24 protein-coding genes are annotated in these 23,470 nt (G+C 46.3%); 18 read left to right on the top strand and 6 right to left on the bottom strand.

Going from position 1 to position 23,470, the window contains the following annotated elements:
* Positions 1-9 precede the first annotated feature (9 nt).
* From AAV35_RS08950 to AAV35_RS08935, 4 genes are all read left to right on the top strand, one after another.
* Positions 10-378, top strand: coding sequence for an iron chaperone (locus AAV35_RS08950; RefSeq protein ID WP_008589942.1), 369 nt, complete (start codon positions 10-12; stop codon positions 376-378).
* 211 nt (positions 379-589) lie between these two features.
* Complete coding sequence (locus AAV35_RS08945; protein WP_008589940.1) at positions 590-1,498, top strand: glycine betaine ABC transporter substrate-binding protein; 909 nt, start codon at positions 590-592, stop codon at positions 1,496-1,498.
* Positions 1,499-1,605: 107 nt separating this feature from the next.
* On the top strand, positions 1,606-3,018 hold the full coding sequence (rlmD, locus tag AAV35_RS08940) for a 23S rRNA (uracil(1939)-C(5))-methyltransferase RlmD (protein WP_008589938.1): 1,413 nt from the start codon (positions 1,606-1,608) through the stop codon (positions 3,016-3,018).
* Between the two features lie 168 nt (positions 3,019-3,186).
* Entirely contained in the window at positions 3,187-4,185 is a 999-nt protein-coding gene (locus tag AAV35_RS08935) for a tRNA dihydrouridine synthase (protein ID WP_008589937.1), read from the top strand.
* 51 nt (positions 4,186-4,236) lie between these two features.
* Here AAV35_RS08935 and AAV35_RS08930 read toward each other — a convergent pair whose 3' ends face one another.
* Positions 4,237-5,187, bottom strand: coding sequence for an arsenic resistance protein (locus AAV35_RS08930; RefSeq protein WP_008589934.1), 951 nt, complete (start codon positions 5,185-5,187; stop codon positions 4,237-4,239).
* A gap of 164 nt (positions 5,188-5,351) precedes the next feature.
* Between AAV35_RS08930 and AAV35_RS08925 the strand changes: the two genes are divergently transcribed.
* The 4 genes from AAV35_RS08925 (at position 5,352) to AAV35_RS08910 (ending at position 10,240) form a co-directional block, all read left to right on the top strand.
* Positions 5,352-6,302 carry a carbohydrate kinase family protein gene (locus tag AAV35_RS08925; RefSeq protein ID WP_008589932.1) on the top strand — a complete coding sequence of 317 codons (951 nt, stop codon included), beginning with the start codon at positions 5,352-5,354 and terminating at the stop codon, positions 6,300-6,302.
* Positions 6,286-7,212 (top strand): pseudouridine-5'-phosphate glycosidase, encoded by a 927-nt coding sequence (locus AAV35_RS08920; RefSeq protein ID WP_008589930.1) that lies wholly within the window; start codon positions 6,286-6,288, stop codon positions 7,210-7,212. Before AAV35_RS08925 ends, AAV35_RS08920 begins: the two co-directional genes overlap by 17 nt.
* 170 nt (positions 7,213-7,382) lie before the next feature.
* Entirely contained in the window at positions 7,383-7,763 is a 381-nt protein-coding gene (locus tag AAV35_RS08915; RefSeq protein WP_008589928.1) for an ArsR/SmtB family transcription factor, read from the top strand.
* Positions 7,760-10,240: a heavy metal translocating P-type ATPase gene (locus AAV35_RS08910; RefSeq protein WP_008589926.1), complete on the top strand. Its 2,481-nt coding sequence runs from the start codon at positions 7,760-7,762 to the stop codon at positions 10,238-10,240. The genes AAV35_RS08915 and AAV35_RS08910 overlap by 4 nt, the downstream gene beginning before the upstream one ends.
* Before the next feature lie 58 nt (positions 10,241-10,298).
* Here AAV35_RS08910 and AAV35_RS08905 read toward each other — a convergent pair whose 3' ends face one another.
* On the bottom strand, positions 10,299-10,934 hold the full coding sequence (locus tag AAV35_RS08905) for an NUDIX hydrolase (RefSeq protein ID WP_008589923.1): 636 nt from the start codon (positions 10,932-10,934) through the stop codon (positions 10,299-10,301).
* Between the two features lie 89 nt (positions 10,935-11,023).
* On the opposite strand from AAV35_RS08905, the gene AAV35_RS08900 reads away from it, so the two are divergent.
* The 3 genes from AAV35_RS08900 (at position 11,024) to AAV35_RS14390 (ending at position 12,395) form a co-directional block, all read left to right on the top strand.
* A complete protein-coding gene (locus tag AAV35_RS08900; RefSeq protein ID WP_008589920.1) occupies positions 11,024-11,215 on the top strand; it encodes a YwbE family protein in 192 nt (63 codons plus the stop codon).
* Positions 11,215-12,102, top strand: a complete 888-nt coding sequence (locus AAV35_RS08895; protein WP_008589918.1) for a DMT family transporter — start codon at positions 11,215-11,217, stop codon at positions 12,100-12,102. Before AAV35_RS08900 ends, AAV35_RS08895 begins: the two co-directional genes overlap by 1 nt.
* Before the next feature lie 155 nt (positions 12,103-12,257).
* Entirely contained in the window at positions 12,258-12,395 is a 138-nt protein-coding gene (locus tag AAV35_RS14390) for a hypothetical protein (RefSeq protein WP_156330876.1), read from the top strand.
* A 135-nt stretch (positions 12,396-12,530) separates the two neighbouring features.
* On the opposite strand, the gene AAV35_RS14385 is transcribed toward AAV35_RS14390, so the two are convergent.
* Positions 12,531-12,692, bottom strand: coding sequence for an AbrB/MazE/SpoVT family DNA-binding domain-containing protein (locus AAV35_RS14385; protein ID WP_008589916.1), 162 nt, complete (start codon positions 12,690-12,692; stop codon positions 12,531-12,533).
* A 134-nt stretch (positions 12,693-12,826) separates the two neighbouring features.
* Here AAV35_RS14385 and AAV35_RS08890 point away from each other — a divergent pair, with 134 nt between their 5' ends.
* Entirely contained in the window at positions 12,827-13,483 is a 657-nt protein-coding gene (locus tag AAV35_RS08890) for a haloacid dehalogenase type II (protein ID WP_008589914.1), read from the top strand.
* An 8-nt stretch (positions 13,484-13,491) separates the two neighbouring features.
* Here AAV35_RS08890 and AAV35_RS14555 read toward each other — a convergent pair whose 3' ends face one another.
* Together AAV35_RS14555 and AAV35_RS08885 are read right to left on the bottom strand one after the other, a co-directional pair.
* A complete protein-coding gene (locus tag AAV35_RS14555; protein ID WP_272947613.1) occupies positions 13,492-13,707 on the bottom strand; it encodes a helix-turn-helix domain-containing protein in 216 nt (71 codons plus the stop codon).
* A gap of 18 nt (positions 13,708-13,725) precedes the next feature.
* Complete coding sequence (locus AAV35_RS08885; protein ID WP_008589910.1) at positions 13,726-14,178, bottom strand: Crp/Fnr family transcriptional regulator; 453 nt, start codon at positions 14,176-14,178, stop codon at positions 13,726-13,728.
* 174 nt (positions 14,179-14,352) lie between these two features.
* On the opposite strand from AAV35_RS08885, the gene AAV35_RS08880 reads away from it, so the two are divergent.
* From AAV35_RS08880 to AAV35_RS08860, 5 genes are all read left to right on the top strand, one after another.
* Positions 14,353-15,606, top strand: coding sequence for a YeeE/YedE family protein (locus tag AAV35_RS08880; RefSeq protein WP_008589908.1), 1,254 nt, complete (start codon positions 14,353-14,355; stop codon positions 15,604-15,606).
* Positions 15,607-15,732: 126 nt separating this feature from the next.
* Positions 15,733-17,637 (top strand): BglG family transcription antiterminator, encoded by a 1,905-nt coding sequence (locus AAV35_RS08875; RefSeq protein ID WP_008589906.1) that lies wholly within the window; start codon positions 15,733-15,735, stop codon positions 17,635-17,637.
* A gap of 96 nt (positions 17,638-17,733) precedes the next feature.
* Entirely contained in the window at positions 17,734-19,686 is a 1,953-nt protein-coding gene (locus AAV35_RS08870) for a fructose-specific PTS transporter subunit EIIC (RefSeq protein ID WP_008589904.1), read from the top strand.
* Between the two features lie 126 nt (positions 19,687-19,812).
* Positions 19,813-20,142 carry a hypothetical protein gene (locus AAV35_RS08865; protein ID WP_008589902.1) on the top strand — a complete coding sequence of 110 codons (330 nt, stop codon included), beginning with the start codon at positions 19,813-19,815 and terminating at the stop codon, positions 20,140-20,142.
* Positions 20,143-20,253: 111 nt separating this feature from the next.
* Positions 20,254-20,691, top strand: a complete 438-nt coding sequence (locus AAV35_RS08860; RefSeq protein WP_008589900.1) for an OsmC family protein — start codon at positions 20,254-20,256, stop codon at positions 20,689-20,691.
* A 59-nt stretch (positions 20,692-20,750) separates the two neighbouring features.
* Here the strand turns inward: AAV35_RS08860 and AAV35_RS08855 are convergent, their stop codons facing one another.
* The gene (locus AAV35_RS08855) at positions 20,751-21,605 is read right to left on the bottom strand and encodes a YitT family protein (RefSeq protein WP_040609340.1); all 855 of its coding nucleotides are present in this window, start codon (positions 21,603-21,605) and stop codon (positions 20,751-20,753) included.
* A gap of 142 nt (positions 21,606-21,747) precedes the next feature.
* On the opposite strand from AAV35_RS08855, the gene AAV35_RS08850 reads away from it, so the two are divergent.
* On the top strand, positions 21,748-23,352 hold the full coding sequence (locus AAV35_RS08850; protein WP_008589895.1) for a M20/M25/M40 family metallo-hydrolase: 1,605 nt from the start codon (positions 21,748-21,750) through the stop codon (positions 23,350-23,352).
* Positions 23,353-23,470: the final 118 nt, after the last annotated feature.

Raw genomic sequence — 23,470 nt, 5'->3', positions numbered from 1 at the left:
GAGAGACTTATGGAAACGTTCGAAGAATACCTGGAAACGCTCACCGTACCTGAAGCGAGGGAGCGGATAGAAGAAGTGCTCATGTGGGTGAGGGAAGAATTTCCGCAGCTTAATGGAAGAATCGCGTGGAACCAGCCTATGTTCACAGATCACGGCACATATATCATCGGATTCAGTGCGTCCAAAAAACATATGGCTGTCTCGCCGGAGAAAGAAGGCATTATCCATTTTTCGAAAGCGATAGAAGACGCAGGATATAGACATACGAAAATGCTGTTGCAGATTCCCTGGTCAAAGCCTGTAGACTATGATCTTTTAAAGCGAATGATTTCATATAACATAGCTGAAAAAAAGAACTGTACTTCCTTTTGGAGATAAACGAAAACATCTGTAACATCCATATTTTCCGAAAATTCGAGTATCATTGAGGAAATCGGTATCATTACCATTTCGTTTCGGTCAGAAAGTAACACGAAAGGTTTTGCTCCTGATAATGAAGGGATTTACACGTTGATAAGACTTCGGATTACGCGTACATTTACAATTGTGTTTCAAAAAAGGATCGTTTATTAAAGGAGCTGTAAAATGTATGTGGAAATCTTTGAGAAAGAACGTAGGAATAGTGTCTTTCCTGTCTGTGTCCCTGCTGATGTCGGGCTGTGGAAGCGACAGTGAACAAGCTTCTTCAGGCGGTGAAACAAACGTCAGTGAAGAAGTGGAACATACTATTGTCGGAATAGAACCGGGAGCAGGTGCAACGGTAGCTACCGAAGAGGCCGTGGAGACCTATGACTCCCTTAACGGTTGGGAACATGAAACAGCTTCGACAGCGGCTATGCTCACTTCTCTCGGAGATGCTATCAAAGCGGAAGAACCTGTAGTCGTGGTCGGATGGTCACCTCACTACATGTTCGCAAAATGGGATCTGAAGTACCTTGAAGATCCGGAGGGGGCTTACGGCGGGTCAGAACAGATTACTACACTGGCCCGGACAGGTTTTAAAGAAGAGTACCCGGGCGCTTACCAGATTCTTGAAAAAATAGGCTGGGATATTTCAACTCTTGAAGAACTGATGCTTAAAGCACAGGAAACTCCTATTGAGGAAGTAGCTCAGACGTGGGTTGATGAAAATCAGGATAAGGTCGATGAGTGGATCGCCGAAGCACCGGAAGGCGAAGGGAAGTCGATGGAACTTGTCATGACTCCGTGGGATTCTGAGCGACTGACAGGTAATATGACAAAACGTGTCCTTGAACAAAAGGGGTATGAAGTGACGTTGACTCCCGTAGATCCGGCTATTGTGTTTGAAGCTTTAGCTCAGGGAGATGCCGACGCTACTCTAGCTGCCTGGCTGCCCAAAACGCACGGCAGTTTCTACGAGGAACATAAAGATAACCTCGTCAAGGTGAATGAAGCCATCACAGGAGCAAAAATTGGCCTGGCGGTACCGGAGTATATGGACATCGAGTCCATTGAAGATCTGGAACCGGCTGAATAATAGTATCAAAGCGTGGAGCCTGACAAAGCTCCACGCTTTATTTTGTCTTTTTCAAAAAAAGATATGGTACCCTTAAAAGTAGAAGATTGAATAGGAGGCATCATGCGTTGGCTAAAAATAAAAAGAAGAATCGGAAGAAACCTCATAACAGACCGGCCCCTTCCGGAAAACCGCATTCATTGAAACAGGAGCAGCCTAAAACGACGGAAGTGACCTGTACAGGACTTACGGACGATGGAAAAGGGATAGCGACGTGGAAGGGAAAACGTCTCGAGATTCCGCACCTCCTTCCGGGTGAAAAAGCGGAAGTGGCCGTTCCAAAGCGAGGACCGGCTGAAGTCGTCCGGGTGACAGAAAAGAGCGAAGTGAGACAGGAGGCTCCCTGCCCTTACTTTTACGTGTGTGGCGGGTGTCAGATACAACATATGACTCCGCTTGCCCAGAATGATTTTAAACAAAGTATAGTCGACCGGCTTATGCAGCCGTTCGGGAAGCCTGAGCGGATTATGACTATGGACCACCCTTTTGATTATCGCAATAAAAATACGATGACTTTCGGTGAAAACAGGAAACGTCAGATTATTGGAGGACTGTACGCGGCCAACTCTCATGATCTGATCGAAATCGATCGTTGTCTGATCCACGATCCGAAAGCGGACGCCATCATTGCCACCATCAAGGAACTGCTGGTCTCTTTTAAACTTCGGGCCTATAATGAAGATACAAATCGGGGGTTTCTCCGTCACGTACTGATAAAAACAGGTAAAACAAGCGGAGAAGTGATGGTGGTACTCGTCACCGGCACTCCCGAATTCAAAGGGAAGAATAATTTCCTCAAAGCTCTTCGGCGTGATCATCCGGAAATTTCAACGATTATCCAGAATATCAATACGCGCAGCGACAGCATGGTACTTGGTAAACAGGAAAAAGTTCTGTTCGGTAAAGGGTATATCACGGATACAATCGGAGGTATGGAGTTTGAAATCTCTGCGAAATCTTTTTACCAGATCAACCCGGTACAGACGGAGAAACTGTATGGAAAAGCAGTGGAACTTGCCGGTTTGACCGGGAAGGAGACGGTGATCGATGCCTACTGCGGCATCGGCACTATCGGATTGCTTGCCAGCAAACAGGCGGGTAAAGTGATCGGAGTAGAGATGAATAAAGGAGCAGTCAAAGATGCCATCCGCAATTCCAGGCACAATAAAGTGACCAACGCCCGCTTTTACGAGGGAGATGCCGGGAATTTTATGATGAAAATGGCTGCGGAAGGCAAAAAAGCGGACGTAGTTATTCTTGATCCCCCGCGAAGCGGCAGTGATGAGGCTTTTCTGTCGAGCGTCGTGAAACTCGGACCTGAGCGGGTAGTGTATGTTTCGTGTAACCCGGAAACTCAGGTGAGAGATCTTCATTATTTGAAGAAACACGGGTATAAAGTACAGGAGATCCACCCGGTGGATATGTTTCCTCAGACTTATCATGTGGAGACGGCAGTGCTGTTGGAGAAAAGTGGCCGATAAGCCCGGTATTTTACCGGTGCTTATTTTTTTCTTGCACTTTGAAACACTTCCCCTTAGAGTATATAATGTTAAAATATTATTCAGTTCAGAAAAACCGTAAAAGAAACAGGAAATATAATTCTCTAGTGCAGCATTAACAGTGCTGGAAAGAAAGGGTTCGGATATATTATGAAAGATAATTTCTGGAAGGAGTTACCAAAACCTTTTTTCGTACTTGCTCCCATGGAGGCAGTCACGGATGTCGTATTTCGGCACGTCGTCAGTGAAGCGGCCCGGCCGGATGTCTTCTTTACTGAATTCACTAATACGGACAGCTATTGTCATCCCGACGGAAAAAGCAGCGTACGCGGCCGTCTGACTTTCACCGAAGACGAACAGCCGATTGTCGCTCATATATGGGGGGACAGACCGGAACACTTCCGTGAAATGAGCATCGGTATGGCTGAAATGGGCTATAGAGGGGTGGATATCAATATGGGGTGTCCCGCCCCCAATGTAGCGACAAAAGGGAAAGGATGCGGGCTGATCAGGCGCCCGGACGTCGCAGCAGAAATCATTCAGGAAGCGAAAGCCGGAGGTTTGCCGGTCAGTGTTAAGACAAGACTCGGGTATACGAGAGTGGATGAGTGGAAGACGTGGCTGAAACACCTTTTGGAACAGGATATAGCAAATCTGTCTATCCACCTCCGCACAAAAAAAGAAATGAGCAATTACGATGCCCACTGGGAACTGATTCCGGAAATTAAAGCACTGAGGGATGAAGTTGCCCCTCATACCCTGCTTACGATCAACGGAGATATTCCGGATAGGCAGAAAGGGTTGGAACTCGTAGAGAAATACGGAGTGGACGGAGTAATGATAGGCCGCGGTATTTTCCATAACCCGTTTGCTTTTGAAATGGAAAAAAAAGAGCATACGAGCGAAGAACTGCTTGATCTTCTTCATCTGCAGCTCGATCTTCATGATAAATATTCGAAAGAACTGGAGCCGCGGATATTCAAGCCGCTCCGCCGGTTCTTTAAAATATATGTCAAAGGCTTCCGTGGGGCCAGTGAGTTGAGGAACAAACTGATGAGCACGGAATCCACAGACGAAGTGCGGGAGCTCCTGGAGGAGTTTCGCTCTGAAAAAAGAGAGCAGAATACTGCCGCCTCTACATCAAAATAAAAGATTTAACATCAAGAAGCACCGGAGAGCAATCCGCAGTGCTTCTTTTTTTTACCGGTTGTGCCGGGAAATATAGAGAAGAATCTGGGAAACTGCCGCGAGCACGGGCAGTTCGAGTAAAGGTCCTGTAATCAGTGCCAGTGCGACAAGAGGTCTGTCAGGAAATGCGGTCATTGCGACAGCAAGCGCCACGGGAGAATTTCTCGCAAGTGTGGTCATGGTCAGACTCGTCCTCCACGATTCGGGGAAGTTCATGAAATTGCCGGCCCATCTTCCTATGAAAAAATTGATAAAGAAAAACAGGGTGATAGGTACGAAAATAATCCATAAAACGCTCAGGTTTTCAAGAAGGACACGACCTTCCGAGGCGAACATGGCGGCTATAGCCAGACAAAGAAAAACGACCGGAAGAGGGCCTGCCCCTGACTGGAGATTTTTCATCATGCGGGGAGTGTTTTTCAGCAGAAATCTGAATAAAATCGCAATCAGAAAGGGTAGAAACAGTACCATTAACACACTTTCTATAAGAAAAGCAGGTTGAACTATTCCCCCTGTCCCGGCGAAAAGAAGCAGAAATACCGGGAGCAGTAACAGTTGCAACAGTAGGTTCACGGGAAGAATAGCGGTCGATAATGCTACGTCTCCCTTAGCAATACCGGTGAATACGAGATACCAGTCCGTACAGGGAGTGATCATCAGCATGATGAACCCTATATATAAAGAAGGATGGTCGGAAAGGAAAACAGAAGCCAGTCCCCAGGCCAACAGAGGTGACCATAAAAAGTTGATTACCAGGGTGGCCTGAGTAAAGGTGGTACGGGTAAAAGCCTGCTTCACTTCACGCAGGGGAACCTGAAAGAAAGTGAGAGTCAGCATAACCATCAGCAGGGGTAAGATAGCTTGTCCGGCGATGTGTTTGACGGAACTGACCTGGCTAAAAGCGATGCCTAGCAGGGCAGCCGTTAAAATGAGAGGCGTGTATATTTTTTCAAACATAGTCATTTATATCGGACCTTTCCGAGGGAATTGTTACTGACGATGATATCATAATAAAAACAGCATAAATCTGATTTACGTACGAAATTACTAAATGTGCAGGAATAAATGTTTTCTTTTACAAACAATTGTCTTTGTGGTAAACTTTTGTTTAAAGAGGAGGCGATTACATGAGTCAGTCGGCCCGGCCCATCGTTTGTGTAGGCGGCGCCAATGTTGATAAGAAACTTTATGCTAAAAATGAAATCGTTCCCGGGACTTCAAACCCTGTGTCTTCTTCGACTTCCGTTGGCGGGGTAGCCCGGAACATAGCAGAAAACCTGGGCAGAATAGGAGAGGAAGTCGTTCTTCTTACAACGAAAGGAAACGACGCAGAGTGGCTGGCCATTGATAAAGAATGCAGCCATTACGTGAACCTGGATCATGTTTTCGAAATCCCCGATGCTTCTACAGGCTCTTACACTGCTGTACTTGAATCTGACGGCAACCTTTCCTGTGCGTATGCGGACATGGACGTTTTCGATGAACTGACTAAGGAGAAGATTACCGGGGAACTTCCGGTTTTAGAAAAAGCGGCATGTATAATTGCAGACTTGAACTGTCCCGCGGAAACCGTGAAATTCTTACAATCTTTTGCCCTGGAAAATGATATACCTTTCGTTATCATTCCCGTCTCTTCTCCGAAGATGGATCGTCTCCCTTCCGATCTTACAGGGGTGGAGTGGCTGATTGTGAATCAGGACGAAACCGAAACGACTCTCGGCATGAAGATTGACACCGATAAAGATTGGAAGGAGTCCGTTTACAGATGGATGGATAAAGGTGCAGCTCATGTAATAGTAACAGGAGGAGAACGGGGAGTTATGGCAGGGGACGAAAAAGGAGTTTATTTCTTTCCGTCACTGGAAACACGAGTAACAGATGTAACAGGAGCCGGAGATTCTTTCTGTGCCGCAGTCATTTATTCATGGCTGCAGAAGGAGTCTTTCCAGAAGAGTCTCCAGGCCGGTCTTGTGAATGCCCGCAAAACGATTATGTCAAATACGACAGTGAGACAGGATTTGTCTGAAGAACAACTAAAACAGGACAGGGAGGAATTTTTCAATGGAACAGTATCTTGAATATTCGCAGGAAGTAAGAGACGCTAAAATTAACGATAAACCGATAGTAGCGCTTGAATCCACAATCATTTCCCACGGTATGCCATACCCGCAGAACGTGGAAATGGCCAGAGAAGTTGAACAGATTGTACGTGATGAAGGAGCAGTACCGGCGACCATAGCCATTATGGACGGAAAAATCAAAATAGGTTTAAGTGATGAAGAACTGGAAAAATTCGGGAATAGTGAAGGGGTAGCCAAAGTTTCAAGGCGCGATCTTCCAAACGTCGTTGCTATGAAGAAACTGGGAGCTACGACCGTAACGACGACGATGATCTGTGCTGAAATGGCGGAAATCGAAATGTTCGTGACCGGTGGTATCGGAGGAGTACACCGCGGAGCTGAAAAGACGATGGACATTTCTGCCGACCTTGAAGAACTGGCAAAGACGAATGTAGCTGTCGTTTGCGCCGGCGCTAAATCCATACTCGATCTCGGACTGACGATGGAGTATCTGGAAACGAAAGGCGTACCTGTAATCGGTTATCAGACGGAGTATCTTCCTGCTTTCTACACAAGAACGAGTGAGTTCAAGCTGAGCTTCCGTGCCGAATCGGAAGAGGAAATAGCAGAAACTCTCAAAGCCAAGTGGGACCTTGGTCTTCAGGGCGGGGCCGTTATTGCTAACCCTATCCCTGAAGAAGACGCGATGGATGAATCATACATCAACGGAATCATTTCCCAGGCTGTCAAAGAAGCGGAAACGGATAACATCTCCGGAAAAGACAGCACCCCTTATCTTCTTGGAAGAATCAAAGAACTTACAAACGGAAAAAGTCTGGACGCAAACATTGCCCTCGTTAAACACAACGCCCGTGTAGGCTCACGGATTGCGCTCAGTCTCGAAAAGAAAATTGAAAAAAAAGTGTAAGTGAATACCTTACGAACGGTCCCTGAAATTCAGGGACCGTTTTTTTATGTCTGAGTCATCGAGGCGATTTTTCAGTTATTCAATCAAATATATATTTGGTTGAATGGTTGAATTTTTCGTCCAAAAAGAATATAGTATAATCAAACAAACTTTTGAATGAGGTGGCTGTAATGGCAGAGCAAGCTATAAAAAAACGAACGAATGATACATGCGAGACGTTTTGTTACGACGAAAAGCTCGTAGCAAATCTCAAACCCCGGGTGGAAAGAATCTCCGGTGTCGAGCAGATTTTCAAGGCGCTTGCCGATGAGAGACGCGTGAAAATCGTCTATGCTCTTACGCTCGAAGAAGAACTATGCGTCTGTGATGTATCCAATATTATAGGCTGTACTACGGCGACCGCCTCCCACCATTTACGTCAGTTGAAAAAAATGAATCTCGCCAAACATAGAAAAGAAGGGAAGCTTGTGTTCTACTCACTCAAGGATGAACACGTAAGGCAATTAGTATCTATAGCGCTTGCCCATTCGGAAGAGGTGGTTCCGTCATGATTACGAAAGAGAAAGCAAAAGATAAAGAAAAAGATGTCTGCTGTTCAGGCAACCAGGAAGAAACGGCGGAAACCGGCTGCTGTTCAGGCAAAAAGGAGGAAGTATCCGAAGGTACGTCCTGCTGCAGTAATGAAGAAGCTTCTTCTGCAGGAACGCCGGCTCCTTCATCCGAAAAAGGTGAAACGAGAGAATTTTATATCCGCGGTATGGACTGCCCATCCTGTGCCGCAACTGTTGAAAAAAGTTTAAATAAAAATCCCGGCATACGAGCCGCCACAGTGAGTTACGGCACCGGAAAGCTTGCGGTGGGCGCATACGAGCCCGCGGTGTATAAAACAATTCCGGACGATGTTAAGAAATTGGGGTTTGAAGCAGTTCCGGCCCGGCAGGATCACGGGTACGAGACGTACCGGATAGCCGGAATGGACTGCGGTTCCTGTGCTATGACGATAGAAAAGCATATGGGCCGTCTCTCTTCGGTAGAGGACGTCCGGGTGAACTTTTCTACCGGTAACATGCAGGTCCTGCATGGGTTAACGCAGGAACAAATCTTGAAAGAAGTGAAAAAGTCCGGATTCGAAGCTTATCCGGAATCTGTTCCTGAAGAAGAAACACCCGCCTGGAAGAAAGGAAGTTTCGTAACCGTCATTTCCGGTGTCTTTCTGGCGCTCGGCTTCATTGGTTCGTTTACTGGTGTTCCGGCTATTCTGGTTACCCTGATGTATGCAATTTCTATTGCCACCGGAGGTTTCAAACCGGTAAAATCAGCTTACTACGCCGTTCGAAGCAAATCGCTCGATATGAACGTGTTAATGGCCTCCGCTGCAATCGGAGCAGCCATCATCGGCGAGTGGTTCGAAGGAGCCATGGTCGTATTCCTGTTTGCGGTCGGCAACCTTCTTCAGGACCGTTCCATGGAAAAAACGAGAGACTCTATAAGGAGTCTGATGGATTTGACGCCGGCCAAGGCTCTTGTGAAAACGGAAAACGGCTTAGAAGAGAAAAATGTTGGAGACGTGGGAGTCGGAGAGGTGCTCGTCGTCCGCCCCGGGGATAAGATACCGATTGACGGGAAAGTGATTTCGGGTACGACAAGTATTAACGAAGCTCCGATCACAGGGGAATCCATCCCTTCCGATAAAGATATAGGGGATGTCGTTTACGCAGGTACTCTTAACGGACACGGGGCTCTCGAAATCCGAGTGAGCACTTTGTCAGAAGATACGGCGATTGCAAAAATCATCCATATGGTGGAAGAAGCTCAGGAGAAAAAAGCTCCTACGGAAGCATTGATCGACCGGTTCGCGGCTGTTTACACTCCCGTTGTGTTCATTCTGGCTCTTCTCGTCATGGTAGTACCTCCTCTGACAGGTTTTGGAACCTGGGGCGAGTGGGTCTACAAAGGTCTGGCTCTATTAGTGGTAGCCTGTCCGTGTGCACTCGTCATCTCTACTCCGGTAGCGATCGTCTCGGCTATCGGAAATGCGGCAAAACAAGGAGTTCTTATTAAAGGTGGTACGTATCTTGAGAAGGCAGCAGCCGTTAAATCAATAGCATTCGATAAAACAGGAACGCTTACTGAAGGAAAGCCTAAAGTGGCAAAAACGGTTGTCTTCAGTGGAAATGAGGAAGAGCTCATTTCACAGGCTGCGACTATAGAGTCCCAGTCCTCGCACCCTATTGCAGAAGCGATTCTTACGTACGCAAAAGGCAAAGGAATTACATTGCAGGAAGGGGAAGATTTCCAGACGATGGCCGGTCAGGGAGCGAAAGGTGTCATTGAAGGCCGGGAGGTTTTCGTAGGGAAACCGAAACTTTTTGAAGATATGCAGATAGACTTCCGTAATGTTCAGGATGAGATTTCCCGGCTTCAGGAAGAAGGAAATACCCTTGTCCTGGTAGGTACGCGCGAGAGTATCAGCGGAGTCATAGCCGTGAGAGATACCATCCGCGAGGTTACGGTACGGGCGATAGAGCGTCTGAAGAAAAATGGCATGAAAGATATGGTGATGCTGACCGGAGATAATGAAGGTACAGCAGTGAATATCGCCGGAGAAGCCGGAGTGACCCGTCATTTTGCGGAACTTATGCCTGAAGATAAAGTGACAGCTATCCAGAAACTTCAAAATGAAGGAAAACAGGTAGCCATGGTCGGGGATGGTATCAACGACGCCCCGGCTCTTGCGACAGCTGACCTAGGAATTGCTATGGGGGGTGCCGGTACGGACACTGCCATGGAAACGGCAGATATTGTTCTGATGGCCGACAACCTTGAAAAACTTCCTGAAACGATTAGTCTCAGTAAGAAAGCATTGAATATAATCAAACAGAATATCTGGTTCTCTCTGCTGACGAAAGCCGCAGCGCTCATCCTCATATTCCCTGGAATATTAACATTGTGGATGGCTGTGCTGAGTGATACAGGTGCGGCTCTGATTGTTATATTGAACAGTATGAGACTTCTCAGAAATAAATAAAGAGACAAGTAAAACCTCCCCGCCGCGTAGGCAGGGAGGTATTTTTTTCATGGCCTCTTTAAATAGTGTTATCCCGATCTTCGTTGATGATGGAAACGAAATCTTTCAGAATCTGAGCGGTAAGCCCCCAGATCACTTTATCTTCGAAATAGTAAAAGTTCTCTTCATAAGGAACTGTCTGCCACTCATAGGTTTTCCCATTCGCAATATCTTCGTAGGGAAAGCCCTCTCTTGGATGTACCTCTATATCTATATAATGTACGACCGGGTCATTCTTCAGGAAGTAAGATAGAGGGACAGTAAACGATTCATGAACTTCGGCCGGGTTCTCGGTGAACTTTTCTTCTCTCTTGAGAAACCCTGCGTAAGCGTGAATTTTTGGACCGAATGGAGAGAATAAAGTACCGATTTTCCATATATCTGTAACTTCTTCCGGCCGGGTGCCGAGTTCTTCACACGTTTCTCTTATAGCAGTATCTTTGAGGTGGTCGTCCTCCTCATCTGCCATCCCTCCGGGGAAACACACCTCTCCCGGCTGACGCCGCATATGAAAAGACCGGACTTCGAATACGACGTTAAGTTCTCCTTCTTTCTCTACGAGAGGGAGGAGGACCGAGAAGTTGACGGGCCTGGCCCGTCCGATATAGTGAGGGGTGTGCTCTGTAAGCTTGTCGCGAATGGATGCTAAATTCATTTCTTTCACCTCTGATTTAAAGTATACCAAACTCTTGAATTCAAGGCAGCTGAAATGTGTTAAAGTGTAATAGAAAAGGGGTGATATATATGGCAGGAAAAATGAGAAAAGATATAAAAGCAGGTCAGAAAGTGTCTATCGTGTTGAAAAAAGATCAGCGCTCCGGAGCCCTTACCGAGGGAGTAGTGAAAGATATTCTTACAAAGTCTCCCGAGCATCCGCACGGTATCAAAGTACGTCTTGAAGATGGCCAGGTGGGACGTGTGAAAGAGATTCACTGATGCCTTATTTTTTGTTGATTTTCGTCGTAATCATGTTTTCGGGGAATATTATAATCGGTAAGGCCATTAATGATCTACCTCCCTATACTATAGCCTTCCTGCGTCTTGTCGTCGCTTTTATCGTTCTGTTACCTATCGGTCTGCGCTCGGCCCGTCAGTATAAAGAAACTTTTTTTAAGTACAAAAAGCCTTTTCTTATTATGACTCTCACAGGTATTACTTTTTTTAATACCTTTATATATGCATCGCTCCAGTTTACGACCTCAACCAACGTCTCGGTTCTTGAAACGATTATACCTGTCGTAACAGTTATTCTGAGTGCTTACATATTAAAAGAAAAAATATACAAAATCCAGTGGCTCGGAGTATTCGTTTCGCTTTTGGGGGCAATGTGGGTAGTAATGGATGGAAACATCTTTCAGTTAGCCGCCATAGAGTGGAATATTGGGGATGCGATCATGATAGGAGCTATCGCCACGTGGGCGATTTATTCTATTTTTGTAAAACAGTATATGCCGCTTTTTCCAAATTACGGAGCTCTTCTCGTGATGAGCGGTCTTTCAGTATTAGTACTGCTGCCTGTCGTAATTTTGGAGTGGATTATCCACGGTGTTCCTGCGTTCGATGCAGGTAATATGGCTGGAATTCTCTATCTGGGTGTGTTTCCGTCGTTCCTTGCGATCTCTATGTACAATTTGGCCGTTGATAAAGTGGGAGCTTCCAAATCTTCTATATTTCTGAATCTGCTGCCGGTATTTACGATGGCCGGAGCGGCTGTATGGCTCGGTGAGGATGTGACTTTCACTCAGGTCGGCGGAGCACTTACAGTCATCGCGGGTGTTATTGTTACAACGCAGGGCGACCGTATTTCCAGACGCAGAATTTAATGGGCGGAACTTATGTTTTTAATAACAGGAACAGACAATTGCAAAAAGAGTAATGAATTCAGAATGGATTTTCTTAATAATGAGAACATGTGTTCTCATATACACTCTGCTGTGTTATGATATAAACAGCCCCTTTCAGAAAGGGGGTGAGGGTTATGACGGAATGGGTGTTTTTGGCCGCTGCGATCATTAACCTGTTAACGGCACTCGTCGACTTCAGGAAAAGAGTTCGATCCAGAAAAAGGTCAAAAAAAGAAGAAGACCTCCGCTCGGACAAGCGAAAGTCTTCATAAACCTAACCGGAAGGGAGAGGTACAACTCTTCCTTCCCCTCATAATATAATCTGTTTCCAGTATAGCGTACTTGTGAATGATTCTCAAGCAAATCAGCGTCTTTATTACGATGGGACCTGCATTGTTTTCCGGTACTTAGCGCTCTTTTTCCTTCGGTTTCAGAACGATTTTTCCATTCTCAATGCCTATATCCAGAACGTCTTCTTCAGAGAATCCTGCTTTTTCCACCAGGTTTTTAGGAAGTTCGACACCTGCGTTACCTTCTTGCTGGGGAAATGCTTTCCTTCTTATTGCCACTGAAAACCCCTCCCGGATATCTATTTTGGTTATTGTAACATAACAGATTAGTGAATAGTAGTTGTGTTTTCTTATGTTTTCTTTTCGTTGCCGGAGGGAAGTACGGGAAGAAATTGTTCAAGGAGGCAACGATTATGGTAAAAGCATTTGTGTTCGACGCGTATGGTACTCTCTTTGACGTGCATTCGGTCAAAGAGGAGTGTAATAAATGGTTCCCGGAAAAAGGGGACGCAATCAGTACAACGTGGAGAGAGAAACAGCTGAATTACTTTTTCTTAAGACAGTTGATGGAACGGTATGAGCCTTTCGACCAGATAACGCGGGAATCTCTCAGATACGCCTGCAAAGCGAACGGAGCGCAGCTCACAGAAAAATCGGAACAAGCTTTAATGGAAGCATATCTGAATCTGGGGCTTTTCGAAGAAGTGGAAGAAGTTCTGTCACAGCTGAACGACAAAAGGCTTGTCGTCTTTTCAAATGGCTCGCCCGGCATGATAGACCCGCTTGTGGGTCGTTCGGATATCAGCGGACACATCGATGAGGTATTGAGCGCGGACGGTGTTAAGCAGTATAAACCGGTTCCTGGAGCTTATTATTATGCTCAGCAGGAACTCGGGCTCGAGAAGGAGGATATTCTCTTTATGTCTTCCAACCCCTGGGACATTACGGGCGCTTCAAGCTACGGGTTCCATACCGCCTGGATAAACCGGAAAGGACTTCAGAGAGAAGAATTCGATATCCAGCCTGAGGTGGAGTACGACAACCTGAAAGGGCTCCTCGAGTGGAAATAGGCTAAGATTTATAAAGTTTTGTGAGCCAGAAAAGCTTCGGCTTTCGCTGCATGCACAGAGAAGGGTGTCTTCCCGTGAAGATATCCTTCTTTTTTTAATGTACTGATAGTGGAACTGATGGTTTCTCTCGTCGATCCCACCATGTGGGCCAGATCTTTATGGGTGAGATCCGCTTCCACTGACTGCCATTCGCCCTGACGATGCCCGGTCTTCTCGCTTAAAATAAGAAGAAGGTAGAGGAGTCAGTGCTTCACGTCGGAAAGAGCCATTTTTTCAGAGAAATTCTGGAGTTCTTTTAATCGTTCGGTTAACAGACTGATAAGTCGAAGGGCGGTAGCAGGGTTGTCTTCAAGAAATGCTTCCATATTTTCCTGCTTTACGATGCATATATAGGAATCTGTCATTGCTTCCGCATAAGTGGAGTCGTCCGAAAGACTGAGAGAAGAAGTCTCTCCGAAGAGGTTTCCATCAACGAGCACATCTATAGTGAACTGTTTACCTTCCTCATTCACCCGGTAAAGACGAACTTGTCCCTGTTTCAGGAAATACAGCACTTCCACAGGAGTGTCCGGCGTGTAGATTAATGTACCTTTTTTCACCGTGGTCATTTGTGTGATCATGTCTATTTCTTTTAATTTATGATCCGGCATTTCTTCGAAAAGGCTGATTTCCGACAGTAAACGTAATTTATTCATAACAGACTCCCTTTGTCATCAATAGATAATACATTATTTTATCATGAATGATGCAGGAACAGATACAGGAAGAACTGAAGATTAGAAAGCGATGGGGCAATCCCTTGATTTATAAGCGGTTATAATTTATAGTGATAAAACCAAGTAAATTAATCAGTAAAGGGTGTTTTATAAATGAACGTAAAAGTACAGCCTGTCGAAGAAGTTAAAGAACCTGTGGAAAAGGAAAAAAGAGCACTGGATAGCCCTCAAACAAAGCTTATAGCCGGGGGTGCAGCAGTGGGGACAGCTTTACTCATTTATCTCTTTGCTACTCAGGCGATTTCCCAGCCGATTCTTCTGCTTATCGGGTTGGGACTCGGCTACACACTGTTCCACGCAAGGTTCGGTTTCACTTCCGCTTTCCGTAAACTAATGGCTGTCGGAAACGGGGAAGCGCTCAGGTCTCACATGGTAATGCTTGCGGTCGCCGTTACATTATTCGCTCCTATACTCGCTTTTGGAGTATCTTTTTTCGGAGGAGAAGTGTCAGGTTATGTTTCTCCTGTCGGAGTGAGTCTGTTCGTAGGGGCTTTTATGTTTGGAATAGGAATGCAGCTGGGTGGCGGCTGTGCTTCGGGCACGCTTTACGCTGTCGGTGGCGGCAGATCGATTATGTTTGTCACCCTTCTGTTCTTCATCATAGGTTCCACCGTCGGAGCTTATCATCTTCCTTTCTGGACCGAAGAGATGCCTTCATTTGAACCGGTCTCCCTGGCGACTTCGACCGGGCTCGGTTACGGAGGAGCATGGGTGCTGTCTCTTGCGATATTCGGGTTAGTAGCACTGATTACTCTATGGGTGGAGAAGAAAAAACGTCCGCCTAAACAGGCCCCTGTACCTTCAGTCAGAGGATGGAAGCGTATCCTCAGAGGGTCGTGGCCGTTGTTCGCCGCTGCAATTATACTTGCGGTTCTTAACGCTCTTACACTTATGACGCGCGGATCTCCTTGGGGCGTAACCAGTGCTTTCGCCTTATGGGGGTCAAAAGTGGCCATGTTCTTCGGTATTGATGTAAGCAGTTGGGGATACTGGCAGGGGGCCAACGCCGAAGTGCTCCAGTCCTCTATATTTGCAGATTCTACTACAGTGTTGAATCTGGGAGTTATTCTCGGGGCGTTCCTTGCTTCCGCTGCGGGCGGTCTGTTCCGGTTCACGCGAATTACGCTGCGGAATTTCATGGCATCAGTCATCGGTGGTCTTATGCTCGGGTACGGGGCACGTCTTGCATTCGGGTGTAATATCGGAGCTTATTTCGGCGGTATTGCGTCCTTCAGTCTGCACGGATATATATGGGGGATACTGGCACTCGCCGGTACATTCGTCGCGTTATTTCTGCGCCCGTTCTTCGGTCTTTCGGTACCGAAACCGAAAGATACATTCTGTTAGGATTTTGTATGAAAGGCTCTCCGGAACAATATCCGGGGAGTTTTTTATTATGTATCGAAAGTTGACACCCCTTTCGTTTCGGATAGAATGGAAGGGACCCCTGTCAGTAGTGGAGGCTGATGCGAGATGAACGACAGGCAAATAAATCTATTACGCAAACTGTTACTTCAATCGGGTAATTTTACATACATAAAGACTCTGGCAGGTGAACTTGGCTGTTCGGAGAAGACGATTCGCAATGATTTGAAAGAAGTCGGTCTGTTTCTTGAAACACATTCCCGCGCACAATTGATCAGGAAGCCGGGGGCCGGTGTCCAGGTGTCAGTCGGGGGAGAAGAAAGAGAACGTATTTTTAAGCTGTTGCACACCGGTTCCGACAAAGACACAAAACGTCGTCAGGAGATCGGGTACCGTTTGTTAGTGGAAAAGAATCCGCTCACTGTCAGCAGGTTGACCAGAGAATTCTTCGTTTCCGTGAAAGAAATCAAAAAAGACTTGTCTATCATTTCCGACTGGCTTATCTCTTATAATATTGAACTGATATCCAGGCAGCGACGCGGAGTGACTGTCACAGGGGAGGAACTCAGCAGAAGAAATGCTCTTGCCCATTTATATGAACTGAGCTCCCGTCAACCGGGCACGCCCCGCTCGCTTCTGATGTTATTTCCGGATCACGAAGTGACATACGTCAATAAGAAGATTTCTGACCTTATGGATAATTGGAATTGGAAAATTTCTTCGGATAAACAGGAGAACCTTTTAATTCACCTTCTGATCATATTAAAAAGGGTGAGGCAGTCCTCTGCAATCCTGATGAAAAATGATGAAGTGGTCCGGGTGAAAGGGAGTCGGGAGTATACCATGACAGAAGAGCTGGCCGAAAGAATCAATGATCAACTGAAGGTGTCTCTTCCGGTGTCAGAGAAAGTATACTTTACTCTTCATCTACTCAGCTATTCTGCAGGAGATTCCCTTCAAAAGGATGAGCACATCGACAGCCTGGTACATGAACTTGGATCACAGTTGACAAATCAGCTGCAAATTATGACTATGGTGCCTTTCGGCCAGGACGACATTCTGGAGGAAGGGCTCCGTGTACATCTCCCTTCTGCTGTACACCGGGTCGCCAATGGTCTGACCATCAGGAATCCGATGCTTGAGGAAATCAAAAATATGTATCCTTATATGTTCAGTATGGTTGTCATGGCGCTGGAAGAAGTGAATAAACGTCACTCCCTTTCCATTCCGGAAGATGAAGCTGCCTATCTCGTGCTGCATTTCCAGGCTTCGTTGGAAAGACTGAACAAAAAGCGGGATCCCAGAAAAAAAGTGGTGATCGTTTGCGAACTTGGTATCGGAATGTCTCATCTTTTGCAAGCGAAACTTGAACAATCATACCAGGGTATGGAGGTCATCGGAAGTATTGGAATGGGGGAACTGGAGGGGATGATCACTGATCATCACGTTGATTTCATTATATCTACAAGGGAACTTGAGGAGCCCCGTCTTCCGGTAGTAGTGATATCCCCTTTATTGAAGGCGGAGGATCGCAGAAAAATAGACCGGTTCCTTCACGTGGAGGAAACAGGACCGATAGATTCGCCTTCCATAAACGCCTGGCTCGAAGAAGGGGAGATAGAATTGGGGATTGAACCGGTTCACCGCTACGAGTTAATAGAAGAACTGGGAAGAAAACTGGTTCAAAAAGGAAAGGTATCGGCACAGTTTCCTGCGAAAGCGGTGATGAGGGAGAAGATGTCTGCGACAGAGATAGGGAATGGCATAGCCATCCCCCACGCCCCGCCTGAAGAAGTTTATCGATCTTCAGTTTCTCTTGCAGTCTTCAAAGAACCGGTGTTATGGAGAAAAGAGAAGGTATCTGTCGTTTTTCTTCTGGCTATTTCCAAAAAAGACCGGGAAAGTATGAAACCGCTTATGAACATGATCTCCAGACTGGGAGCAGAAACGCATCTGCTGGAACAGCTGAAAAACGCAACAACATTCGAAATGGTAGAAGATGTATTAAAATAATCGCTCTCTTTACCGCAGTACCGGTAAAAGGAGTGATTATTTTTTAGTATAGCGCATTTATAATAAAGACAGAACTCGATCAGAGGAGGAAAAGATATGAAAGTACTTGCGGTAACAGCATGCCCTGTCGGGATAGCGCATACGTATATGGCAGCCGAAAATCTCCAGAAAGCCGGAGAAGAACTCGGCATAGATATTAAAGTAGAAACACAGGGCTCCATCGGAGTGGAAAACGAATTGACGAAGAAAGATATAGCTGAAGCAGACGGTATCATCATCGCCAGTGATAAAGAAGTATCGAAGGAACGGTTTGGAGGCAAGCCGCTATTAGTGGTCGGTGTACAAAAGGGAATACGTGAGCCGAAGAGTCTTATCGAACGCGTTATGAAAGGTGATGTACCTGTGTATAAAGGCGCGATGCCTGATGCGGAAACAGTGAAAGCGAAAAAGAAAGATAAAGAGAACCCGGTCTACAAACATCTGATGAACGGCGTATCGTACATGATTCCGTTTATCGTGGTGGGCGGACTGCTGATCGCCATCGCTCTAGCCTTCGGAGGCGATCAGACTCCGGGAGGACTGCAGGTGCCCGAGGATTCTTTCTGGAAACAGATTGAAAATATCGGAGCGGCTTCATTCAGCTTTATGGTACCTATACTCGCCGGCTTTATAGCTGTAAGTATTGCAGATCGTCCCGGCCTTGCCCCCGGTATGATCGGAGGGTACATTGCAGCGAACGGAAGTTTTTATGGAAGTGAGGCGGGAGCAGGATTTCTCGGAGGTATTCTTGCCGGTTTCCTTGCAGGGTATGTAGCACTCGGTATTAAAAAGATTAAAGTTCCTAAATCTGTACAGCCTGTCATGCCTATTATTTTCATCCCGATTCTTGCATCACTGGTTGTCGGAGTCCTTTTCATTCTTGTCATCGGGGCGCCGGTAGCAGGTATTTTCGAAGGACTGACTCAGTGGCTTGAAGGAATGCAGGGAGCAAGTTCCATAGTTCTAGCCCTGATTTTGGGTGCCATGATTGCCGTAGATATGGGCGGCCCTTTCAACAAAGTCGCCTTCCTTTTCGGAGCTGCAATGATCAGTGAAGGGAACTATGAAATAATGGGGCCTATCGCCGCGGCTATTGCCATCCCGCCGCTCGGTATGGGACTGGCAACATTTATGAATAAGAAAAAATATCATCAGGCTGAACGAGAGACCGGCAAGGCGTCCTTCACCATGGGTTTCTTCGGAATTACAGAAGGAGCGATACCTTTCGCAGCCCAGGATCCGCTCCGCGTCATTCCGAGTATCGTTGCCGGATCGATGACAGGTTCCGTAATAGCTATGCTTTCCGGTGTCGGAGACCGTGTGGCTCATGGAGGGCCGATCGTAGCCATACTGGGAGCCGTCAATAATGTACTGATGTTCTTTGTAGCTATTATCGCAGGTACGATAGTGACAGCCCTGCTGATAAACTTTCTGAAGAAAGATGTAGCTGTTGAAACAGATATGTCTGAAGAAGAATCTTCTGATATTACAGTAGCTGATACCGGAAGCAGAGAACAGGAAACAACAATCAGCCGGAATGAAAACAAACCGATTCATCAGCTGGAGGATATTATGACTCCCGAACTTGCAACTATTTCTCTCAAAGGAGAGAAGAAGGAATCAGTCGTGGATGAAATGATCGATATGCTTGATAAAGCCAGGTTGTTGAGTTCAAAGGCGGAATTCCGGGAAGCTATTATAGCCAGGGAAGAACAGAGCAGTACCGGTCTTGGCATGGGAATCGCCATCCCTCACGGAAAATCCGAAGCAGTAAACGAGCCGGCCGTAGTGTTTGGAAGGCAGAGTAACGGTGTCGACTGGAACAGTGCCGATGGAGAAGAAGCAAAACTTATTTTTATGATCGCCGTTCCGAAAGGTCGGGAAGGAGAAGATCACTTGAAAATACTGCAGATGTTATCCAGAAAACTGATGGATGAGAGCTACCGGGAACAGTTGTTGAAAGCCGAATCGGATAAAGAAGCTTATGAACTTCTGAGAACTATCCGGTAGCACACGACCGTCATAGTGCGACAAGACCCCCCTGTACAGGCAGAGGGGTTCTTGTTAATGATAAAATCAGTATATGGCGGAGGACTTGAGTAACTGATAACAGAATACCGGAGGAGGATGTCCGTAATGGAAACGAAAGAGTATCTGGAAGACTGGAAACGTACACTGAGAAGGGACCTCGATGATACGACCAGAGAGTTACAAACGCTCAGAAAAGAATATCGGAGAGAACAGAGACTGAGGGATATACAGATAGAAAGACTGAGAAAGTGGACAGAAGAAGATATGGAGGAAGATGTAAAAACAGATTTGTCGGAAAGTCTTGAACTGCTGCAGGAAATCAAAGAAGAGAAAGAAGAAAGGATTTTCTGGCTGGAAACGTCAAAAAAATCGACGGAGTTCATGATCCGTAAGATTGATGAAGAACTTGGGCTTAATGGAACGGGGGAGATGTAAGCTGGCTTACATCTCCGAACCAGTCTTTTGTTTATCGGATAAATGCTGTGATAAAGTCTGTTTTATACCGGCGCACCTGGTATGACTACTAAAACAGGAGGATGATTTTTCATGGCCGAGAAACATGAATTGGTTACAGCAATCTCAAAAGGTATGAATACGAAAGCGGAGTCGGAAGGGCATAACGTAGTTATCGATGAACCGGCGAACATGGGAGGTACGGACGAAGGTGCCAACCCGCTTGGTACACTTCTGGCTTCACTTGCAGGGTGTGAAAACGCCATTGCCAATTTTGTCGCAAAAGAAATGGAATTCGATCTTCAGGGGATAGATTTCGAAATCGACGGAGAAATGGACCCGCGTGGTATGATGGGACAAGAAGGAATCCGTCCTTATTTCAAAAAGGTTAGCGTTCATGCTAAAGTACACACGAGTGAAACAGAAGAACGCGTAAAGGAGCTTCAGGAGAAAGTGGATCGTCGCTGTCCTGTGTTTACCACTCTGGAAGCGGCTGACGTAGAGATGATCCCTGAATGGGTGAAAGCTTGACAATAAAGATGAAGTCCGGAGATATTTTGCCTCTCCGGACTTTTTTAATGTAAGATTCCTCAGGCTTTTCTGCCTTTATATCCACTTCTAAACACTTCCTGCACCCGGTGTACCGTTACGTAGGCATCGGCATCGATGTCTTCCACCAGCTTTCTCAGCTGGACGATTTCCCGCTTGTTGATGACAAGATAAAGGATATCACGGTTCTCCCGGGTATAACCCCCTTCTGCTTCCATTACGGTTACACCCCGGGACATCTGGACAAGAATTGCGTTAAGCAGTTCTATGTTTTTTTCGGAAATAATCATAACGGCACTTCTTTCTTCCGCACCTTCGATAAGCATGTCGATTATTTTAGCACCGATATATACGGAAATAAGAGTATACATAGCTCTTTCCCGGCCGATGACGAACGCACTTCCCGCAATAACAAGAATATCAAGACCGAGCATGGCCGATCCTACACTGGTGCCGAGCAGCTTATTCATCATATTTGCAAGAATCGTTGTGCCTCCGGTCGTTCCGCCGGCCCGGAAAATCATGCCGATACCGAGACCCACGGCCAGTCCTGCAAACAGAGCCGCGAGGAGGCGGTCATCCATCGCCTCTCCCCACCCTTCAGTGATAATAAGGAATACGGAGTTCAGTATAATTGCGATAATTGTATAAATGATAGTTCTTTTCGTGAAGTATCGGTACCCTATAACGACGAGAGTAGTATTCAGTACGAAGTTCACGATACCGGGTGACCATTCGAACAGATAATAAGTAACGATGGTGATACCGAATACTCCACCTTCGGAAAGCTGGTTCGGTATGACGAAATAGTTGATGCCGATAGAAAGTATAAAACTGCCGGCGATAAGTATTAATAGATCACGTATGTTCCGTTCCACGGCGAACACCTCCTCCATGGTCAATCATATCTTATATATATCCAAATGTTAACGGAGGATTATCGTCTTCTCCTGTTGAAAGACTTCGTTTACAAACCTTTCTCTCTAATTTACACTACATTAGACGATACATATTGGAAAAAAGAGGAGGAATTGCAGTATGGCCCAATGGCAGACACCGGAAGAACTCGAACAGCTTCTTACTGAACTGGTGAGCTGGCAAAGTCGCTCCTGGACGGAAGGGGAAAGGATATTCCCCCATCATCTGATGGATAAACTGACAAACGTTCCTTACTTCCGGGAAAACAGTCAAAATCTGACGTTCTTCAAAACGCCGGACGGTCGTGAAGGGGTCAATGCTTTGTATTTATCAGGGAAATCCCGCCGTACTATCGTCCTTCTCAGCCACTTTGATACGGTGAACACGGAGGATTACGGTCACCTGGAGAATCTGGCTTTTCACCCCCAACGGCTCACGGAGACTCTTCATGATTATAAAGAGGAACTTCCGGAAGAAGCGAGGGGGGATCTTGAATCCGGAGAGTATCTGTTTGGTCGCGGAGTTATGGACATGAAGATGGGGCTCACTCTGCATATGAGTATTATTGCCAGAGCAAGCGAAGAACAATGGCCTGTGAACATTTTGCTCGTGACAGTGCCGGATGAAGAAGTAGACTCTGCAGGTATGAGAGAAGCAGTACCTGCCATCCGCGATATACAACACCGGTATGACCTCGATATAACTCTGTTTCTGAACAGCGAACCTACTTTTCAGGAGCTCGGAGACGAACATTTTTATATGTATTCGGGTTCTATCGGAAAAATCATGCCTGCAGCATTATTGTACGGAAAAGAAACGCACGTCGGGAATCCGATGAGCGGTCTGACTGCTAATTATATGGCGACGTTTTTAACACAGAAAATGGAATGGAATCCCGAATTTCGTGAAACGGAAATGGGAGAGAGCACTCCGTTACCGATATCTTTACGGCAGAAAGATCTGATGGGCACGGGATACTCGACTCAGACACCGTACCGTGCTCAGGTACTGTTCAATGCATTCCTGTTCAAACGTTCGGCGAAGGATATTTTTGAACTATTCCGGAAAACTGCCGAAGAAGCAGCGGAAGCCTGCAACAGCTCATATGAAGAAGTGTGCCGACGGGAAGACGTACAGCCGCTCGGGAAGGTGGAAGTCATGGAGTACCGGGAGCTTCTGCATTATGCCGAAAGAAAACTCGGAAAAGACATGGTCCGGATATACATTAAAGAAGTGATGGAGAAAGAAGAACAGGATGACCGGGAAGTGGCCGTGCGTATTGTAGATAAGCTTATTTTGCACTGCCAGGAACTGGGACCCGTCATAATCCTTCTTTTCGCTACTCCTTATTATCCTGCTGTCAATTCGTCAGAGGACCCGGTGGTGATGGGAGCAGTGGACGTAATTCAGCAGAAGGCAAAAGAGGCCTTTGATCTTACTGTTACTCAAGTACACTATTTTAACGGCATCTCCGACTTGAGCTATGTGAACTACAACGGGGAGACGGAAGGATGGAAAGCATTTGAACGTAACTCACCTGTGTGGGGAGAGCGTTATACCATTCCGTTTGAAGATATGGAGAAGCTGAGGGCGCCGGTAATGAATCTGGGACCTTACGGAAAAGACGCCCATAAACGCACGGAACGACTGCATAAGAAAAATGCTTTTCAAGAAATACCCGTGCTGTTAGAAACGCTTATCGATTACATCAGTGAACGCGACTGATGATACCCGGGGCCCGGGCAGTGCAATCACTTTACTCGAACTCACACATCCTGCAGGCTGCTTTTCTCTAAAAAATAGGGAATAAGTTACCATAGGAGCAAAATTCACGGTTTAAAGA

This window comes from Salimicrobium jeotgali (assembly GCF_001685435.2).
GTDB lineage: Bacteria > Bacillota > Bacilli > Bacillales > Halobacillaceae > Salimicrobium > Salimicrobium album.
Note: the sequence above shows the minus strand (reverse complement) of the source record. Positions and strands in the feature narration are given on the sequence as shown.

What these genes read in the sequence shown, in the direction of transcription:
- AAV35_RS08900 (WP_008589920.1), top strand. Translation starts at nt 11,024, where the DNA reads ATGGCAGGAAAAATGAGAAAAGATATAAAAGCAGGTCAGAAAGTGTCT.
- AAV35_RS08930 (WP_008589934.1), bottom strand. Translation starts at nt 5,187, where the DNA reads ATGACTATGTTTGAAAAAATATACACGCCTCTCATTTTAACGGCTGCC.
- AAV35_RS08910 (WP_008589926.1), top strand. Translation starts at nt 7,760, where the DNA reads ATGATTACGAAAGAGAAAGCAAAAGATAAAGAAAAAGATGTCTGCTGT.
- AAV35_RS08935 (WP_008589937.1), top strand. Translation starts at nt 3,187, where the DNA reads ATGAAAGATAATTTCTGGAAGGAGTTACCAAAACCTTTTTTCGTACTT.
- AAV35_RS08890 (WP_008589914.1), top strand. Translation starts at nt 12,827, where the DNA reads ATGGTAAAAGCATTTGTGTTCGACGCGTATGGTACTCTCTTTGACGTG.
- AAV35_RS08895 (WP_008589918.1), top strand. Translation starts at nt 11,215, where the DNA reads ATGCCTTATTTTTTGTTGATTTTCGTCGTAATCATGTTTTCGGGGAAT.
- AAV35_RS14390 (WP_156330876.1), top strand. Translation starts at nt 12,258, where the DNA reads ATGACGGAATGGGTGTTTTTGGCCGCTGCGATCATTAACCTGTTAACG.
- AAV35_RS08865 (WP_008589902.1), top strand. Translation starts at nt 19,813, where the DNA reads ATGGAAACGAAAGAGTATCTGGAAGACTGGAAACGTACACTGAGAAGG.
- AAV35_RS08950 (WP_008589942.1), top strand. Translation starts at nt 10, where the DNA reads ATGGAAACGTTCGAAGAATACCTGGAAACGCTCACCGTACCTGAAGCG.
- AAV35_RS08860 (WP_008589900.1), top strand. Translation starts at nt 20,254, where the DNA reads ATGGCCGAGAAACATGAATTGGTTACAGCAATCTCAAAAGGTATGAAT.
- AAV35_RS08885 (WP_008589910.1), bottom strand. Translation starts at nt 14,178, where the DNA reads ATGAATAAATTACGTTTACTGTCGGAAATCAGCCTTTTCGAAGAAATG.
- AAV35_RS08925 (WP_008589932.1), top strand. Translation starts at nt 5,352, where the DNA reads ATGAGTCAGTCGGCCCGGCCCATCGTTTGTGTAGGCGGCGCCAATGTT.
- AAV35_RS08870 (WP_008589904.1), top strand. Translation starts at nt 17,734, where the DNA reads ATGAAAGTACTTGCGGTAACAGCATGCCCTGTCGGGATAGCGCATACG.
- AAV35_RS08875 (WP_008589906.1), top strand. Translation starts at nt 15,733, where the DNA reads ATGAACGACAGGCAAATAAATCTATTACGCAAACTGTTACTTCAATCG.
- AAV35_RS08945 (WP_008589940.1), top strand. Translation starts at nt 590, where the DNA reads ATGTGGAAATCTTTGAGAAAGAACGTAGGAATAGTGTCTTTCCTGTCT.
- AAV35_RS08855 (WP_040609340.1), bottom strand. Translation starts at nt 21,605, where the DNA reads ATGGAGGAGGTGTTCGCCGTGGAACGGAACATACGTGATCTATTAATA.
- AAV35_RS08920 (WP_008589930.1), top strand. Translation starts at nt 6,286, where the DNA reads ATGGAACAGTATCTTGAATATTCGCAGGAAGTAAGAGACGCTAAAATT.
- AAV35_RS08850 (WP_008589895.1), top strand. Translation starts at nt 21,748, where the DNA reads ATGGCCCAATGGCAGACACCGGAAGAACTCGAACAGCTTCTTACTGAA.
- AAV35_RS08880 (WP_008589908.1), top strand. Translation starts at nt 14,353, where the DNA reads ATGAACGTAAAAGTACAGCCTGTCGAAGAAGTTAAAGAACCTGTGGAA.
- AAV35_RS08905 (WP_008589923.1), bottom strand. Translation starts at nt 10,934, where the DNA reads ATGAATTTAGCATCCATTCGCGACAAGCTTACAGAGCACACCCCTCAC.
- AAV35_RS08915 (WP_008589928.1), top strand. Translation starts at nt 7,383, where the DNA reads ATGGCAGAGCAAGCTATAAAAAAACGAACGAATGATACATGCGAGACG.